This window comes from Micromonospora sp. WMMD1128 (assembly GCF_027497235.1).
Lineage (GTDB): Bacteria > Actinomycetota > Actinomycetes > Mycobacteriales > Micromonosporaceae > Micromonospora.
The window spans coordinates 1,761,630-1,778,359 of record NZ_CP114902.1; the positions used below are offsets into that span (position 1 = coordinate 1,761,630).

The following is a 16,730-nucleotide window of genomic DNA, read 5'->3' on the forward strand; positions in this document are numbered from 1 at the left end:
GTGCCTGCGGTGCCGCGACGGTGGCTTCCGGCGCGTGGAAAGATGGCCCCCATGTGCGGACTCCTGGCCTTCTTCAGCGCGCGCGGCGACGCCGCCGCCCACCGCGACCACATCGCCGGCGCACTGGAGTGCCTGCACCACCGTGGCCCGGACGAGACCGGGGTCGAGGTGGTCGGCGACGCCTCCGGCCGGTACGCGGACGGCGTGTTCGCGCACAAGCGGTTGGCGATCATCGACGTGGCGCTCAGCCACGAGCCCCTGCCGTACGCGGGCGGGCGCTACCTGCTCACCTTCAACGGCGAGATCTACAACTACATCGAGCTGCGCGACGAGCTGATCCGCGACTTCGGCGCCCAGTTCGCCACGAACGGCGACGGCGAGGTGATCGTCGCCGGCTACCACTACTGGGGTGAGCAGGTGCTCACCAAGTTGCGCGGCATGTTCGCGTTCGTGATCTGGGACCGGCAGGAGCGACGGGCGTTCGGCGCCCGGGACTACTTCGGCATCAAGCCGCTGCACTACCTCCAGACCCAGGACGGTCTCTACCTCGCCTCGGAGAAGAAGGCGCTGTTGCCGTTCGCGCACTCCGCCTACCAGGGTGACGCGGGGATCGACACCGCGAACCTGAGCCACTACCTGACCCTCCAGTACGTTCCGGAGCCGGGCACGCTGCACAAGGGGATCAGCCGGATCGGGTCGGGGGAGTACCTGACCTGGAGCCCGGACGGCCGGATCGACGTACGCCGCTGGTATCGGCCGGTGTTCCGCCCGGCGCCGGTCTCCGACGAGCAGAAGCTCTACCACGAGATCCGGGAGACGCTGCGGGAGAGCGTCCGGATGCACATGCGTTCGGACGTGCCGGTCGGCTCGTTCCTGTCCAGCGGCATCGACTCCACCGCCGTGGTGGCCCTCGCGCGCGAGTTCAACCCGAACATCCTCACCTTCACCGTCGGCTACGACGTGCCCGGCTACTCCGAGATCGACGTGGCCCAGGAATCGGCCCGGCACCTCGACGTGACCACCATCCCGACGAAGATCGGGCCGCAGGACATGATCGAGGCGCTGCCGAAGATCGTCTGGCACCTGGACGACCCGGTCGCCGACCCGGCCCTGGTGCCGCTCTACTTCGTGGCGAAGAAGGCCGCCGAGCACGTCACCGTGGTCCTCTCCGGTGAGGGCGCGGACGAGTTCTTCGGCGGTTACACGATCTACCGGGAGCCGCTGTCCCTGAGCTCGGTCAACGGCCTGCCGGACGGCGTGCAGAAGGGCCTGCGGGCGGTCTCCAAGGCGATCCCGCAGGGGGTCAAGGGCAAGAGCTTCCTGGAGCGCGGCACCACCCCGATCGAGCACCGCTACTACGGCAACGCCCGGATGTTCACCGAGGAGGAGAAGCAGCACCTGCTGCGCCGCTACGACCCCTCGGTGCGCTACACCGACGTGACCGCGCCGATCTACGCCGAGTGCACCGAGCTGGACGACGTCACCAAGATGCAGTACGTCGACCTCTACACCTGGTTGCGCGGCGACATCCTGGTCAAGGCGGACCGGATCTCGATGGCGCACTCGCTGGAGGTCCGGGTGCCTTTCCTGGACCGGGAGGTGTTCAACGTCGCCGCCGGCATCCCGGTCGACCTGAAGCTGCCGCCCCGCTCCGAGGCCACCAAGTACGCCATGCGCCAGGCGTTGCAGGGTGTGGTGCCGCCGGCCATCGTCAACCGCAAGAAGTTGGGCTTCCCGACACCGACCCGGGTCTGGCTGCGCGGCGAGATGTACGAGTGGGCCCGGCACGTGCTGTCCACCTCGGGCGCCGGTGACCTGGTCGACCTGTCGTACGCGATGCGGCTGCTCGACGAGCACAAGCGCGAGGAGGCCGACCACTCCCGCAAGGTGTGGACCGTGCTGATCTTCTGCATCTGGCACGCGATCTTCGTGGCGAAGACGCTCGACCCGGGCATCCAGCGCAACCAGTCGGCGCTGCTCACCAAGCCGGTCGTCGGCAGCATGGTGCGCTGACCCACGGCGTGACGAAGGGCCCCCGGCGTGCTGCCGGGGGCCCTTCTCAGTGCGGTGTCACCTGCCGGTGCAGGTGACCGTGGGTAGGGTGTTCTGACCGGAGATGTTCGCGGTGAAGCCGAACGTGGTGGTGCCCTCCGGTGCGACGCTGCCGTTGTAGGCGGCGTTGGTGACCGTCACCGACGAGCCGCTGCCGCTCAGCGTGCCGTTCCACACCTGGTTGATGGTCTGGCCGCTCGGCCAGGTCCAGCTCGCGGTCCATCCGGAGTACGTCCGGCTGCTGTGGTTCATGATCATGACCTCGCCCTGGAAACCACTGCCCCAGGAGCTGACCACCTTGTAGACCGCCATGCAGTTGCCGGCCGGCATGGTCGGCGTCGGCGTCGCGCCGGTCGGCGTGGGGGTCGGGTTGGTGGGCGTCGGCGTCGGGTTGGTGGGCGTGGGGGTCGGGCTGGTCGGCGTGGGGGTCGGGCTGCCGTTGCCCGAACCGATCCCGGTCACCTCGCCGTTGCCACCGTCGAACGTCACGTCGGAGCAGCCGAAGAAGTTCTCCTGGCTGTCCGAGCGGACCCACCGCGAGTAGATGATGTGCCGGCCGCTCTTGTTCGACGGCAGGGTGCCGTTGAAGTAGTAGTGGCCCTCGTTGGTGCCGACCGCGCCGCTCTGCGGCGGGTTGGTCACCTGGAGGAACGGCTGCTCCTCCAGGTCGCTCCAGGCCAGCGCCCGGGTCGGGCTCCAACTGTCCTTGGTCACGTAGAAGTAGAACGTGCCCGGGTGGTGGGCCCAGTTGCTGTAGCGGAACTCCATCGTCCGTCCGGCCGTCAGGTGCGTGATCGGCCAGTCGTTGCGGGCCGCGTCGTAGCCGCTGAAGTTCGGGTTGCCGCCGCTGCACAGCTTGCCGTCCGGGATGAACCCGGTGGTCCGGCCACCCGCGTCGGAGCGCAGCACGCTGAACCAGTTGTAGAGCGAGTTGGGCCCGTTCTCCGCCACGGCCGACGCGCAGGCCGGGTTGTTCGGCCGGATCTCACCGCTGCCGGTGAGGCCGTCCTTCCAACACAGGTAGGTGCGGGCGCCCGGCGTCATCGCCGCGCCGTGCGCGGCGGCCGGGTCGGGACTGGAGGCCAGGGCGAACGCGCCCAGGGCCAGGGTGAGGGCCGCGGTGACCAGCGCGGCCGTACGGGATCGGTGCACGGGGATCTCCTGACTCGCGGAGCGTGACCCAACCTTCGGCCCGCCCCGCTGCGATGAGCGGATGCGACGATCGCGGTGCCCGCGCCCGGCGGTCGGCCGGGGCCTTCGGGGACGTGCACCGCCTGCGGTCCGTGTCACGGACCGTGGATGCCCTCGCGTCGGCTCGACCCGGCGACGCGGCAGCCCCCCGCGCCCTTCCCGGTAGGACAATCCCACCACGTCCGGCCGCCGCACGCAATAGCCGCGAGTCGATGTGCCGGGTCGCGTCACACCGGTCCGCCCGGATGCGTCAGGATCGACGGCGGGACAACCGAGGGGAGCAGGCATGGGGTACGCGGTAGTGCTCGGCGAGGCGTTGGTCGACCTACTCGACGCCGAGCACGACGGGGAACCCGTCTACCGGCAGGCGATCGGCGGCGGGCCACTCAACGTGTCGGTGGCGATCGCCCGCCTCGGCGGTGACGTGCAGTTCGTCGGATCGCTCGGCGACGACGCGCTCGCCGCCCGGATCCGCGCCTTCCTCACCGCCGCCGGCGTGGGCGTGGCCGGGGCGGTGACCGTGCCCGCCCCGACCGCGCTGGCCGTGGCCACCTTCGCCGGCCCGGAGCCGGAGTTCCGCTTCTACGGCGAGCCGCGCTCGTACGCCCTGCTCGGCCCGGACGACCTCGACGTGGCGTTGGTCGAGGGCGCGGACGTGCTCTACTGCGGCTCGATCGTGCTGCTCGACCCGCCGGTGCTGGCCACCGCCCGCCGGGCCTGGTCGATCGCCGGCGGACTGCGGGTGTTCGACCCGAACGTGCGCCCGAGCCTGCTCACCGCGCCGGGCGCGCTGGACGGGCTGCGGGCCGTGGTCGCCGAGTTCGCCGCCGCCGCCCACCTGGTCAAACTGAGCGCCGCGGACGCCAAGGTGCTCTACCCGGACGAGCCGGTCGCGGGCGTCGCCGCGTACCTGCGGGAGCTGGGCGCGGCCACCGTGGTGGTCACGCTCGGCGCGGACGGCGCCCTGGTCGCGGCCGGCGACGACGTGGTACGCGTGCCCGCGCCGACTGTCGACGCGGTGGACGCCACCGGCGCCGGCGACTCGGTGATGGGCGCGCTCGTGGCCGAGCTGCTTGCCGCCGGCGAGCCGGCCGACGCCGCCGGCTGGCGGGACCGGGTCGCGTTCGCACTGCGGGTCGCCGCCCTCGTGTGCGAGTCACCCGGCGGCGCCACCGCCATGCCCACCCGCCCCGCCGTAACCACCCGCTTCGCGTGAAAGGCGGGGGCCCCTATTAACGCATTCGGTATAGGCGGGGGCCCCTATTAACGCCGCGCGCCGAAGCGCCGCGCACTGCGCGCTGAAGCGCCGCGCGGTCAGCGGCGGCGGGCGAGGGTGAGGACGGCGGTCAGGGAGAGGGCGGCGGCGCCGGCCAGGACGACGGCCATCGGCACGGCACTGCCCTCGCCGCCCAGGCCGACCAGGGGCGCGGCGAGCGCGCCGACCACCGACTGGATGCCGCCCATCAACGCGGCGGCCGTGCCCGCGTGCCGGGCGTGCGCGTCGAGCGCCAGCGCGGTGCTGTTCGGCATCACCATGCCCAGTGAGCCGACGAAGGCGAACAACGCGACCGCCGTCACGGCGAGGCTGCCGGCGAGCGCGCCGGTCAGCACGCCGACGGCGGTCACCAGGCCGACCACGAGCGTGGGGACCAGCAGCCGGCGCGGGCTGAACCGGTCGAGCAGCCGGGCGTTGAGCTGGCCGGTGGCCACCAGCGCGAGCGCGTTCACCCCGAAGACCACGCTGAACACGGCCGCCGAGACGCCGAAGACGTCCTGGAAGACGAAGGACGACCCCGAGATGTACGCGAACAGCCCGGCGAACGCGAAGCCCTGGGTCAGCGCGTACCCGAGATAGACCCGGTCGGTGGTCAGGGACCGCATGGTCCGGGCGGTGGTGGCCAGGCCGCCGGTGCTGCGGCGCTCGGCCGGCAGCGTCTCCGGCAGGCGCAGCGCAACCGCGACGGCCAGCAGTACGCCGATGACGGCGAGGGTGACGAAGACCGCCCGCCAGGAGCCGAACCGGAGCACCAGGCTGCCGACGCTCGGCGCGGCCACCGGCGCCACGCCGAAGACCAGGGTGAGCCGGGAGAAGTACTTCGCCGCGTCCCGGCCGGCGTAGAGGTCGCGTACCACCGCGCGGGCGACCACCACGCCCATGCCGCCGGCCAGCCCCTGCGCGAAGCGCGCGGCGGCCAGCAGCGGGGCGTTCGGCGCGGCGGCGCACGCGAGCGCGAGCACCGCGTACGCGACGACGCCGACCAGGACCGGACGGCGTCGCCCCCAGCGGTCGCTGAGCGGGCCGGTGACCAGTTGGCCCAGCGCCAGGCCGACCAGGCAGGTGGTGAGCGAGAGCTGGATGCCGGCCTGGTCGGCGTGGAGCTCGTGGGCCATCGCCGGGAACGCCGGCAGGTACATGTCGAGCGAGAGTGGACCGATCGCGGTGAGCGTCCCGAGCAGCACCAGCAGGGTCACGCCGCCGCCGGGCGGGGCGTGGCGGTCGGCGGACGGGCGCGCGGCGGTCCGCACGGTGTGGCTCACGAGGGGGCTCCCGGGATCGGTGTTCCGGGTTACCTTATCTCTGTAGTCAGAACTATTGCGATGTGAAGCAGGTGACCCGGGTGCCGACCGACGAGGAGATCGCCCGGCTCGGGGCGGGGCTGGGGGAGCTGCACCGGCTGCTGCGCCGCCGGACCCACGCCCGCGCCGACCGGGAGCCGCTGCCCGAGGCCCAGGTGGAGGTGCTCCTGCTGGTGCGCGCCGTGCCCGGGATCAGCGGCAAGGAGGTGGCCGCCCGTCTCGGCACCGCGCCCAACACGGTCAGCACGCTGGTGCGCGACCTCACCGACGCCGGGCTGCTGGGCCGCGACCGCGACCCCGCCGACCGCCGGGTGGTCCGGCTACGCCTCACCGACGCCGCCCACCGGCGGATGGCCGACTACGAGGTCCACCGCGCCGCGCTGCTCACCGAGGCGCTGGCCCGTCTCGATCCGCCCGCCCGGGCCGCCGTGCTCGCCGTCGCCCCGCACCTGGACGCGCTGCTCACCGCGCTGCGCGCGCCCCTGACCGGCGCGGAAATCGGTGGCCCCCGGCCGACCCCGACCCGGTGACCACCACGTGACGTTGCACCGACTGAGCCGGCCGGCCGCTCACGCCGTACCGTCGAGCTCCGCGTAGCCGCGGCGGGCCGCGATCAGGCCGGGCCGGGCCCCGAACGGCGACTCGGCGGCCACCCGCTCCGGCGGGGCGCTGCCGGTGTGGCCGGCGCGGATCAGCCACGCCTGCCGCGCGAGCTGCGCGTGCTGCTCGCGGACGAACGCCGCGTCGACCGGCTCGCCGTGCCCCGGCACCACCACCGTGGTCGACGTGGTCAGCCGCAGCAGGTCGGCCACCGCGTCCGGCCATTGCAACGGGTACGACTCCTCGAACGCCGGCGGCCCGCTCTGCTCCACCAGATCACCCGCGATCAGCACATCCGCGTCCGGCACGTGCACCACCAGGTCGGCGTCGGTGTGCCCGTGCCCGGGATGGCGCAGCACCACCCGCCGACCACCCACGTCGAGCACCGTCTCCTCGTACACCTCGTGGGTCGGCACCCCCAGCTCGGTGCGCGCCAACTCGTCGGCCAGCGCCGGCTGCTCGGCGCGCATCTCCTCGTACGCCGCCCGGCGCAGCTCGTCGGGATGATCCCGCAGCACGGCCGCGGCCTGGGCCTGCGCGTAGATCCGGGTGCCCGGCTCGGCGGCCAGCGTGGCGTTGCCGAAGCAGTGGTCGAAGTGGTGGTGGGTGTTGACGATCGTCCACGGGTGCGGCGTCACCGCCCGCGCGGCGGCCGACAGCTCCCGCGCCTGGCCGGCGGTGGAGAGCGTGTCCACGAGCAGCGCGGCGCCGTCGCCGACCACAAGCGCCACGTTGACGTGCAGCAGCGGCTCGCGCAGCAGGTGTACGCCGGCGGCGATCTCGGCGAAGCCGGCGGTCATGACGGGCGCACGGCCCGGTCGACGAAGCGCTGCCGGTCGACGAGCGCCCGCTCGACGCGCCCCTGCGCGGCCACCGCGTGCCCGTCCGTGACCGTCACCTCGAAGACCAGCCGGCGGCCGTCGACCTTGACCAGCTCGGCGTGGGCGGCCACGGTCCGCCCGACCGGGGTGGCCGTCCGGTGTTCCAGCTCGACCCGGACGCCGACGGTGGTGGAGCCGGACGGCAACCGGGTCGCGACGGCCGCCACCGTCGCCGCCTCGGCCAGCGCCACCACCCGGGGAGTGCCGAGCACCGGCACGTCCCCGGAGCCCAGCGCCAAGGCGGTGTCCGCGTCGGTCACGGTCAGCTCGACCCGAGCGGTCAGCCCCGGTGCGAAGGGCGACTCCGGCTGCTCCTGCATGCGCACGAGCCTAGTGCAGCGGGCCGGCGGTCGTTCGACCTCCGGCGCGGCGCGCGCCGACGCTCCGACGGTCGGCGTCGGCCCGCCCGTCGCCCGCCGTTAACCTAGTCCGCGATGGCCGTGTTGACAGATCCTCCGCCCCCCGCCCCCGCCGGACCGACCGCGTCCCCCGACGGCGGGCGTCGCCGCGTGATCGCGATGACCGTCTGGGGCATCGCGTTCGTGGCCGCCTGGTTCGCCATCGGGCTACCCACCGACCCGGCGTACGCGTTCCTGTGGATCTGGGCCGGCACGGTCGCCTGGAACTCGGCCCGGCCGTGGCGCAGCCACCTGCGCTTCGCCCGGGACTGGATTCCGGTCGTGCTGCTGCTCGCCGCGTACAACCTGTCCCGCGGGTTCGCCGACAACGGCGCGACCCCGCACGCCATGGAGCTGATCGTCGCCGACCGGTTCCTGACCGGGTGGGCCACCGGCGGTGAGGTGCCGACCGTCTGGCTCCAGCAGCACCTCTACGACCCCGCCCAGGTGCGCTGGTGGGACGTGCTGGTGAGCTGGATCTACTTCTCGCACTTCGTGGCCACGCTCGCCGCCGCCGCGGTGCTGTGGATGCGCAACCGGGCACGCTGGGTCGGCTACATGGCCCGGTGGGGCTTCCTCTGCGCGGCCGGTCTGGTCACCTACTTCGTCTACCCGGCCGCCCCGCCGTGGTGGGCGGCACAGAACGGGCTGCTCACCGAGGTGGCCCGGATCTCCACCCGGGGCTGGAAGGAGATCGGCATGCACGGCGCGGGCAACCTGCTCAACGCCGGGCAGATCGCCTCCAACCCGGTGGCCGCCATGCCGTCGCTGCACACCGCGTTCGCGCTGTTCGTGGTGCTGTTCTTCCTGCGCTCGGTGCGCCGGCGGTGGTGGCCGCTGCTGCTGGCGTACCCGCTGGCCATGACGTTCACGCTGATCTACAGCGGCGAGCACTACCTGATCGACGTGCTTGTCGGCTGGGCGTATGTGGGGATGACGTTCCTGGTGGTCGGCCTGGCCGAGCGCTGGTGGCAGGCCCGGCGGGCCCGCCACGACGACACGCCGGCCGCCGTGACCGGCGTCACCGCCCCCGCCGCCGGCCCGGACACGGCCCTCACCGCCGATCAGGACGCCATCCCCGCCGACCGCCGCTGACCGCCCCCACCCCGCCCCGCACCCGCGGGGGCGGGGCTGGTGGTTAAGAAGGGGCCCCGCCTATACCGGAGGCGTTAAGCAGGGGCCCCGCCTTACCCCGAGCGGCGCGCGGACTGGGATCGCGCGGTCAGCTCCGCGGCCAGCTCCCAGGCGTCGGCCAGGTCCCGGTCGACCGCCGCCGCCCCGGACCCGCCTGCGGTGTCGGCGTGCACGGTGGCCAGCCGCAGCCGCCGCTGCGCCGGGCCCTGGGTGACCCGCACGCTCTGGATCCGGGCGTACGGCACCAGCGTCAACCGGCGGGTCAGCAGCCCGGAACGGGCCACGAAGACCCGCTCATCCAGGCCCGCGCCGACCGCCGCCCGGCTCAGTGGGCGCAGCCAGCGGGCCCGCGGCGGCGGCGGCGTGCCGGGCAGCGCGTCCAGCCGTACGCCGGGCAGCACCTCCGCCACCACCAGCTTCCCGGTGCCGGCGTCGCCGACCGGCAGCAGCCGGTCCGGGCGGTTCCGGTCGTCCGGCTCACCCGCCGAGTAGCCGGCCACCTCCAGGCGCAGCCGCAGCCAGCCCTTGACCCGCCAGAACAGCGGCCAGGTCACCCCGACGGTCTGCACCCGGTGCAGCGGTACCGTCTGCACCCGCGTCTCCAGCAGCCCGTTGTGCACCCGCAGGGTGTCGCCGTCCCGGTCGAGCCGGAAGCTCCAGTCGTCGAGCACCCGGCGGATCGGTTGCAGCACCACGCCGGCCATCGCGGTGAGCGTGCTGGCCACCGCGATGAACGACCACGAACCCTCGGACAGGAACTGGGCCACCACGAAGGCCACGCCGACCGGCAGCAGGAACGCCTGCGGCGTGAGCAACTGACTGACAAGCAGATCCTGGTTGCGTACGACGTGCAGCTCGCGACCGGCCGGGGCGGGCGCGGCCGGCACGCCGCCGTCGGTGGGCGCGGTCGCGGGCGCCGGGGCCCGCCCGGCCACGGCGAGCAGTCGCTGGCGCAGCGCGGTGGCCTCGGCCACGCCGAGGTACGCCAGGGGCGCCTCGGTCTTGCCGCCGCCGACCACTTCCAGCCGCAGTTCCGCCAGCCCGGTGAGCTGGGCCAGCAGCGGCCGGACCACCTCCACCGCCTGCAAGCGCTCCAACGGGATGGCCCGGGTACGCCGCCACAGCAGCCCCTCGTACACCCGCAACTCCCGCCCGACCACGTGGTAGCCGGTGTTCCACCAGCTGATCACCGACAGCACGGTGGCGCCGAGGACGAAGACCGCGACGAGCGCGGCGAACCAGCCGAACCCGACCCGGGACAGGGTCGACCAGGAGAGCCCGGCGATCACCACGACCAGCGACTTCGCGCCGTGCAGCGCGGGACTCAGCGGGTGCAGCCGTTGCCGAGGCTCCTCCCCGCCCGCCGGCCCCCCAAGCTGGGCCTGCTGGCCCGGCGGCGGCCCCCAGGCGCCGGGCGGCACCGGCCCGGGCCACGGCTGAGCCGGCTGACCGGGCGGCGGCCCGTAGCCGGGCGGGGCGGAACCGGGCGGCGGTACGTGGCCGGGTGGGCCGTACCCCGGCGCCGGCGGCCACGGTTGCCCGTTCGTCACCGGTCCCGGGCCGGCCGGCGGGGGCGGCCGTTCCTCCGGCGGCGGTGGCGCGCCCGGAGCGTTCACCGGAGAACCCTCGTTCGCGACTGCGGGGCTCGCAGGACCGGCTCACTCCTCGCGCTCACCGGGCTGGCGTTCGTTCGCGACTGCGGGGCTCGCAGGACCGGCTCACTCCTCGCGCTCACCGGGCTGGCGTTCGTTCGCGACTGCGGGGCTCGCAGGACCGGCTCACTCCTCGCGCTCACAGGCCCTCCGCCCGGTCTTCGCCCAAGGCGGTGAGCCGGTCGCGCAGTCGCGACGCCTCGGCCGGGCGCAGGCCGGGGACCCGGGCGTCGCTTGCCGCCGCGGCGGTGTGCAGCTGCACGGTGGCCAGGTCGAAGGCGCGTTCCAGCGGACCGGCGCTCACGTCGACGAACTGCATCCGCGAGTACGGCACGATGGAGAGCCGCCGCACCAGCAGGCCGTGGCGCACCAGGAGATCGTCCGCGCGTTCGGCGTACCCCCAGGCGCGGACCGCGCGCACGATGGTGATCGTGCGCCAGGCGGACAGCAGCAGCGCCACGCCGACGGCGGCGCCGAGCAGCCAGTGCCCGGAGAACGCCCAGGCGGCGCCGAGCACCACGAGCGCCACGGCGAGTCCGATGCCGAGCCGGATCAGCTCCACCCAGATCAGGTCGCGGGAGATCGGCTGCCAGGAGACCGTCTCCGGCCAGGGCTCCAGCGGGCCGGGCGGGGTGGTGGGCCGGCCGGCGAGGTCGTCACCGTTCACCGAGGGGGACCGTCGTGTTCGCCGGCGCGGGGCCTGATCGTCTGCTCGCTCACGATTCGAGCGTAGGCGATCCGGGCAGCGGCACCACCTCGCGCAGGAAGCCGCGCGCGTCGAGGAAGTCGCCCAGGGACGTGCGGTGCGTCGGGCAGGCCAGCCAAATCTTGCGCCGGTCGGGGGTGTGCAGCCGGGGGTTCTGCCAGCGCAACTGGAACTCCGCAGGGGCGCGACACCCACGCGCCGAGCAGACAAGCGCGTCGTCGTCAGGGTGGGGAGTGGTCACCGGGGCGAGTCTAGGCCGCACGCCGGGAGTTTTAGCGCCGGGCGGCCACGGGGGGAGCCGCCCGGCGACGGGGTGAATCGTACACGCGCCGGACCCCTTGTTGTCCACCCGTGTTCAGCGTTTTGCGCGCGACTGCCGAGGCGGGGCGGAAAACGTGCCTCTCCCACCCTCCGCTCTCAGCGAGGCATGACAGTCTTGACACGCACCACGACGCGACGACGACCCAGCTGTGGAGGACCGGTGGCCCAGCCGACCACGCCCGACGTGCCGAACCCGACCGAGGCGGCGCCGGACGCCGCACCCCCGGTGGGCACCACCCCGGCGCAGGACGCCACGCTGCTGGAGCGGGCGCTGTTCGAGATCAAACGGGTGATCGTCGGCCAGGACCGGATGGTCGAGCGGATGTTCGTCGCGTTGCTGGCCCGGGGGCACTGCCTGCTGGAGGGGGTGCCCGGGGTGGCCAAGACCCTCGCCGTGGAGACGCTCGCCCAGGTCGTCGGCGGTTCCTTCGCCCGGGTCCAGTTCACCCCGGACCTGGTGCCCGCCGACATCATGGGCACCCGGATCTACCGGCAGTCGAGCGAGAAGTTCGACGTCGAGCTGGGCCCGGTCTTCGTCAACTTCCTGCTCGCCGACGAGATCAACCGGGCCCCGGCCAAGGTGCAGTCGGCGCTGCTGGAGGTGATGAGCGAGCGGCAGGTCTCCATCGGCGGCGAGACCCACCGGGTGCCCGACCCGTTCCTAGTGATGGCCACTCAGAACCCGATCGAGCAGGAGGGCGTCTACCCGCTGCCGGAGGCGCAGCGGGACCGGTTCCTGATGAAGATCGTGGTGGGCTACCCGACCGACGCCGAGGAGCGGGAGATCGTCTACCGGATGGGCGTGGCCCCGCCCGCGCCCGTCCGGGTGTTCGACACCCCCGAGCTGATCGCGCTCCAGCGCAAGGCCGACCAGGTCTTCGTGCACAACGCGCTCGTCGACTACGCGGTCCGGCTGGTGCTCGCCACCCGCGCCCCGGCCGAGCACGGCATGCCCGACGTGGCCCAGCTCATCCAGTACGGCGCGAGCCCGCGCGCCTCGCTCGGCCTGGTCCGGGCCACCCGCGCGCTGGCGCTGCTGCGCGGCCGGGACTACGCGCTGCCGCAGGACGTGCAGGACATCGCGCCGGACATCCTGCGCCACCGGCTGGTGCTCAGCTATGACGCGCTCGCCGACGACGTGCCGGCCGACCACGTCGTGCACCGGGTGATGTCCACCATCCCGCTGCCCGCGGTCGCGCCCCGCCAGCAGGCCACCCCGCCACCACCCGCGGTGCCGCACAACGGATGGCCCGGGCAGCGGCCGTGACCCCGCCCACCCGGCTGCCGGCCACCGGTGACCGCTCGGGCGCCGCGCTGGCCCGGCTCCAGCTCATGGTCACCCGCAAGCTGGACGGGCTGCTCCAGGGCGACTATGCCGGCCTGCTGCCCGGCCCGGGCAGCGAGGCGGGGGAGTCCCGGGAATACCGCCCCGGCGACGACGTGCGCCGGATGGACTGGCCGGTGACCGCCCGCACCACGATGCCGCACGTGCGGCGTACGGTGGCCGACCGGGAGTTGGAGACGTGGCTGGCGGTCGACCTGTCGGCCAGCCTCGACTTCGGCACCGGACGGTGGCTCAAGCGGGACGTGGCGGTCGCCGCCGTGGCCGCGCTTGCCCACCTCACCGTGCGCGGCGGCAACCGGATCGGCGCGGTGGTCGGCACCGGCGCGACCGCCGGCGGGCCGGGGCGGCTGCTGCGGCTGCCCGCCCGCGCCGGCCGCAAGGAGGCACAGGGGCTGCTGCGGGCCGTCGCCGGCGCCGAGATCCGGCCCGGTCGCGGTGACCTCGGCGCGCTCGTGGACATGCTCAACCGGCCACCACGGCGGCGCGGCGTGGCGGTGGTGATCTCCGATTTCCTCTCGCCCCCGGCGCAGTGGGGCCGTCCGCTGCGTAAGCTGCGGGTCCGCCACGACGTGCTGGCCGTCGAGGTGGTCGACCCGCGAGAGTTGGAACTGCCCGACGTGGGGGTGTTGCCGGTGGTCGATCCGGAGAGCGGCGAGCTGCACGAGGTGCAGACCGCCGATCCGGGGCTGCGCCGCCGGTACGCCGAGGCGGCGACCGCCCAGCGTGGGGCGATCTCCGCCGAGCTGCGCGCCGCGGGCGCGGCCCACCTGCGCCTGCGTACCGACCGAGACTGGCTGCTGGACATGGTGCGTTTCGTCGCCGCGCAGCGGCACGCCCGCACCCGAGGGACGACCCGATGATTCGTTTTCTGCAACCGTGGTGGCTGCTGGCCGTGCTGCCGGTGCTCGCCCTCGCCGCCGCGTACGTCTGGCGGCAGCTGCACCGCCGGCAGTACGCCCTGCGCTTCACCAACGTCGACCTGCTGCGCACCGTCGCGCCCAAGGGGCTCGGCTGGCGCCGGCACGCGGCGGCGACCGCGTTCCTGCTCTGTTTGCTGGTGCTGGCCACCGGGCTGGCCCGGCCGGCGATCGACACCCGGGAGCCACTGGAACGGGCCACCGTGATGCTCGCCATCGACGTGTCACTGTCCATGCAGGCCGACGACGTGGCGCCGAACCGGCTGGAGGCGGCGCAGGAGGCGGCGAAGCAGTTCGTCGGCGAGTTGCCGGAGAGCTACAACCTGGGGCTGGTGTCGTTCGCCAAGTCGGCGAACGTGCTGGTGCCGCCGACCAAGGACCGGGGCGCGGTGACCACCGCCATCGACGGGTTGGTGCTGGCCGAGGCCACCGCCACCGGCGAGGCGGTGTTCACCTGCCTGGAAGCGATCCGGTCGGTGCCGACCGACGGCGCCGCGGGCATCCCGCCGGCCCGGATCGTGCTGCTCTCCGACGGCTACCGCACCTCCGGCCGCTCGGTGGAGGAGGCGGCGGCGTCGGCGCAGGCGGCGAACGTGCCGGTCTCCACCATCGCGTTCGGCACCGACTCGGGTCAGGTGGACATCGGCGGCCAGCTCCAGCGGGTGCCGGTGGACCGCACCGCGTTGTCCCAGTTGGCGGAGACCACCCAGGGCTTCTTCTACGAGGCCGCCTCGGTGAACGAGCTGAAGCAGGTCTATCAGGACATGGGCAGCTCGATCGGCTACCGCACGGAACCGCGCGAGATCATCCAGTGGTACGCCGGGATCGCGTTGCTGCTGGCGCTCTGCGCGGGTGGGCTGAGTCTGCTCTGGACGTCGCGCCTGATCTGAGCCGGGCCGGGCCGGTGGCGGTCAGTGACCGCCACCGGCCAGCACGAACAGGACCGCCACCCAGACGGCGGCGAGGGTGAATCCCAGCGGTGCGGCGTAACGGCTCATGGTTGTGCTCCGTGGCGACGGTCGGCCCGGTGAGGCGGGCCGCGAGGGGGGACGCGGGAAAGACGCACACGAAGTCGTGACCGGGTGCTCCGCCGCGCGGCAGGGCCACCCCCGGCGGTGGTCGCCGGGGAGCGGATGCGGTGCGGAGGGCGGGAAGCGGGTCAGCCGCGTCGACCGAGCCGTGGCTCAGCGGGGCTGACGGTGGGCCCGGCCACGACTGGGAGGATCGCTATCTCGCACAGCGATCACCTCCTGCGGTCGGCGGGGCCCGGAACGCGGGCGCAGACCGGCCCGCAGACGCGATCATCGTACACCGGGGACGGACGTGCGGCGCGCGCGGCCGACCGGTCGACGGTGGCCCTGGTCGACGGGGGCGGCGGGCCCGGGCGGGTTAGCGCTTACCTGTCGGTAACCCCTAGGCTCCGACCGACTGGGAGATCGGCTGAGCAGAGGGGGACCCGTGGCCCGTACCGTGCTGGTGACCGGCGGAAACCGGGGGATCGGCCTGTCCATCGCGCTGGCCTTCGCCAAGCAGGGCGACCGGGTGGCGGTGACCCATCGCGGCGGGGACGCGCCGGAGGGGCTGTTCGGGGTGCGGTGCGACGTGACCGACGCGGAGTCGGTGGACGCCGCGTTCGCCACCGTGGAGGCCGAGCTGGGCCCGGTCGAGGTGCTCGTCGCCAACGCCGGCATCACCGACGACACGCTGCTCATGCGGATGTCCGACGAGCAGTTCACCCGGGTGCTCGACACCAACCTGACCGGCTCGTTCCGGGTCGCCAAGCGGGCGTCGACGAAGATGCTGCGGGCGAAGTGGGGCCGGATGATCTTCATCTCGTCGGTGATCGGCCTCTACGGCGGCGCCGGCCAGGTCAACTACGCCGCGAGCAAGGCCGGACTTGTCGGCGTGGCCCGCTCGATCACCCGTGAGCTGGGCGGGCGCAACATCACCGCGAACGTGGTCGCGCCCGGCTTCATCGACACCGACATGACCGCGGCGCTGCCCGAGGAACGCCGCACCGCATACCGCAAGGCCATCCCGGCCGGCCGGTTCGCCGAGCCGGAGGAGGTGGCCGCGGTCGTCACCTGGCTCGCCTCGGACGCCGCCGGCTACATCACCGGCGCCGTCATCCCGGTCGACGGCGGCCTCGGCATGGGCCACTGATCACGAGCACGGAGGAACTGCGCAATGTCCGGACTTCTCGCCGGTAAGCGGCTGCTGGTCACCGGCGTCATCACCGACGCCTCGATCGCGTTCTCCGTGGCGAAGCTCGCCCAGGAGAACGGCGCCCAGGTCGTGCTGACCGGCTACGGCCGCCTCTCCCTGGTGGAGCGGATCGCCAAGCGGCTGCCCGAGCCGGCGCCCGTGATCGAGCTGGACGTCAGCAACGACGAGCACCTGGCCGGCCTGGCCGACCGGGTCCGCGAGCACGTCGACGGGCTGGACGGGGTGGTGCACTCGATCGGGTTCGCCCCGCAGAGCTGCCTCGGCGGCGGCTTCCTCGACGCACCGTGGGCGGACGTGGCGACCGCGTTGCAGGTGTCCACGTACTCCTACAAGTCCCTGGCCATGGCGGCGCTGCCGCTGATGTCGGCGGGCGGCGCCGTGGTCGGCCTCACGTTCGACGCCACCAAGGCGTGGCCGGTCTACGACTGGATGGGCGTGGCGAAGGCCGGGCTGGAGTCCGCCTCCCGCTATCTCGCGTTGCACCTGGGCAAGCAGGGGATCCGCAGCAACCTGGTGGCCGCCGGCCCGCTGCGCACCATCGCGGCCAAGTCCATCCCCGGCTTCGACCAGTTCGAGGACGCCTGGACCGAACGCGCCCCACTGGGCTGGAACCTCACCGACTCCGAGCCGGCGGCCCGGGCCTGCCTGGCGCTGCTGTCCGACTGGTTCCCGGCCACCACCGGCGAGATCGTCCACGTCGACGGCGGCTACCACGCCATCGGCGCCTGAG

At 73.5% G+C, this 16,730-nt stretch carries 16 protein-coding genes; 9 read left to right on the plus strand and 7 right to left on the minus strand.

Features of this window, described 5'->3' with window-relative positions; translation table 11 throughout:
• Positions 1–51: 51 nt before the first annotated feature.
• The gene (asnB, locus tag O7602_RS08440; RefSeq protein WP_281587656.1) at positions 52–2,013 is read left to right on the plus strand and encodes an asparagine synthase (glutamine-hydrolyzing); all 1,962 of its coding nucleotides are present in this window, start codon (positions 52–54) and stop codon (positions 2,011–2,013) included.
• A gap of 57 nt (positions 2,014–2,070) precedes the next feature.
• Here asnB and O7602_RS08445 read toward each other — a convergent pair whose 3' ends face one another.
• Positions 2,071–3,210, minus strand: coding sequence for a lytic polysaccharide monooxygenase (locus tag O7602_RS08445; protein WP_281590208.1), 1,140 nt, complete (start codon positions 3,208–3,210; stop codon positions 2,071–2,073).
• Positions 3,211–3,529: 319 nt separating this feature from the next.
• Here O7602_RS08445 and O7602_RS08450 point away from each other — a divergent pair, with 319 nt between their 5' ends.
• Positions 3,530–4,459 carry a PfkB family carbohydrate kinase gene (locus tag O7602_RS08450; protein ID WP_281587657.1) on the plus strand — a complete coding sequence of 310 codons (930 nt, stop codon included), beginning with the start codon at positions 3,530–3,532 and terminating at the stop codon, positions 4,457–4,459.
• A 98-nt stretch (positions 4,460–4,557) separates the two neighbouring features.
• Here O7602_RS08450 and O7602_RS08455 read toward each other — a convergent pair whose 3' ends face one another.
• Positions 4,558–5,781 carry a multidrug effflux MFS transporter gene (locus O7602_RS08455; protein ID WP_281587658.1) on the minus strand — a complete coding sequence of 408 codons (1,224 nt, stop codon included), beginning with the start codon at positions 5,779–5,781 and terminating at the stop codon, positions 4,558–4,560.
• A 62-nt stretch (positions 5,782–5,843) separates the two neighbouring features.
• On the opposite strand from O7602_RS08455, the gene O7602_RS08460 reads away from it, so the two are divergent.
• Positions 5,844–6,350, plus strand: a complete 507-nt coding sequence (locus O7602_RS08460) for a MarR family winged helix-turn-helix transcriptional regulator (protein WP_281587659.1) — start codon at positions 5,844–5,846, stop codon at positions 6,348–6,350.
• Between the two features lie 39 nt (positions 6,351–6,389).
• Here the strand turns inward: O7602_RS08460 and O7602_RS08465 are convergent, their stop codons facing one another.
• Positions 6,390–7,220 carry an MBL fold metallo-hydrolase gene (locus O7602_RS08465; protein ID WP_281587661.1) on the minus strand — a complete coding sequence of 277 codons (831 nt, stop codon included), beginning with the start codon at positions 7,218–7,220 and terminating at the stop codon, positions 6,390–6,392.
• Positions 7,217–7,621: a hotdog domain-containing protein gene (locus O7602_RS08470; protein WP_281587663.1), complete on the minus strand. Its 405-nt coding sequence runs from the start codon at positions 7,619–7,621 to the stop codon at positions 7,217–7,219. The genes O7602_RS08465 and O7602_RS08470 overlap by 4 nt, the downstream gene beginning before the upstream one ends.
• A 114-nt stretch (positions 7,622–7,735) precedes the next feature.
• Between O7602_RS08470 and O7602_RS08475 the strand changes: the two genes are divergently transcribed.
• On the plus strand, positions 7,736–8,794 hold the full coding sequence (locus tag O7602_RS08475) for a phosphatase PAP2 family protein (protein WP_281587664.1): 1,059 nt from the start codon (positions 7,736–7,738) through the stop codon (positions 8,792–8,794).
• 92 nt (positions 8,795–8,886) lie between these two features.
• Here the strand turns inward: O7602_RS08475 and O7602_RS08480 are convergent, their stop codons facing one another.
• The 3 genes from O7602_RS08480 to O7602_RS08490 form a co-directional block, all read right to left on the minus strand.
• Positions 8,887–10,383 (minus strand): PH domain-containing protein, encoded by a 1,497-nt coding sequence (locus O7602_RS08480; RefSeq protein ID WP_281590210.1) that lies wholly within the window; start codon positions 10,381–10,383, stop codon positions 8,887–8,889.
• 241 nt (positions 10,384–10,624) lie between these two features.
• Positions 10,625–11,152, minus strand: a complete 528-nt coding sequence (locus O7602_RS08485) for a PH domain-containing protein (protein ID WP_281587665.1) — start codon at positions 11,150–11,152, stop codon at positions 10,625–10,627.
• Between the two features lie 49 nt (positions 11,153–11,201).
• Positions 11,202–11,432: a hypothetical protein gene (locus tag O7602_RS08490; protein WP_281587666.1), complete on the minus strand. Its 231-nt coding sequence runs from the start codon at positions 11,430–11,432 to the stop codon at positions 11,202–11,204.
• 240 nt (positions 11,433–11,672) lie between these two features.
• On the opposite strand from O7602_RS08490, the gene O7602_RS08495 reads away from it, so the two are divergent.
• The 5 genes from O7602_RS08495 to fabI all read left to right on the plus strand — a co-directional run bounded on the left by O7602_RS08495 (position 11,673) and on the right by fabI (position 16,729).
• Positions 11,673–12,779 carry a MoxR family ATPase gene (locus O7602_RS08495; protein WP_281587667.1) on the plus strand — a complete coding sequence of 369 codons (1,107 nt, stop codon included), beginning with the start codon at positions 11,673–11,675 and terminating at the stop codon, positions 12,777–12,779.
• The gene (locus O7602_RS08500; protein ID WP_281587668.1) at positions 12,758–13,717 is read left to right on the plus strand and encodes a DUF58 domain-containing protein; all 960 of its coding nucleotides are present in this window, start codon (positions 12,758–12,760) and stop codon (positions 13,715–13,717) included. Before O7602_RS08495 ends, O7602_RS08500 begins: the two co-directional genes overlap by 22 nt.
• On the plus strand, positions 13,714–14,664 hold the full coding sequence (locus O7602_RS08505) for a VWA domain-containing protein (RefSeq protein WP_281587669.1): 951 nt from the start codon (positions 13,714–13,716) through the stop codon (positions 14,662–14,664). The genes O7602_RS08500 and O7602_RS08505 overlap by 4 nt, the downstream gene beginning before the upstream one ends.
• Positions 14,665–15,232: 568 nt before the next feature.
• On the plus strand, positions 15,233–15,937 hold the full coding sequence (locus tag O7602_RS08510; protein WP_281587670.1) for a beta-ketoacyl-ACP reductase: 705 nt from the start codon (positions 15,233–15,235) through the stop codon (positions 15,935–15,937).
• A gap of 24 nt (positions 15,938–15,961) precedes the next feature.
• Complete coding sequence (gene fabI / locus O7602_RS08515) at positions 15,962–16,729, plus strand: enoyl-ACP reductase FabI (protein ID WP_281587671.1); 768 nt, start codon at positions 15,962–15,964, stop codon at positions 16,727–16,729.
• The last annotated feature ends 1 nt before the right edge of the window (position 16,730 follow it).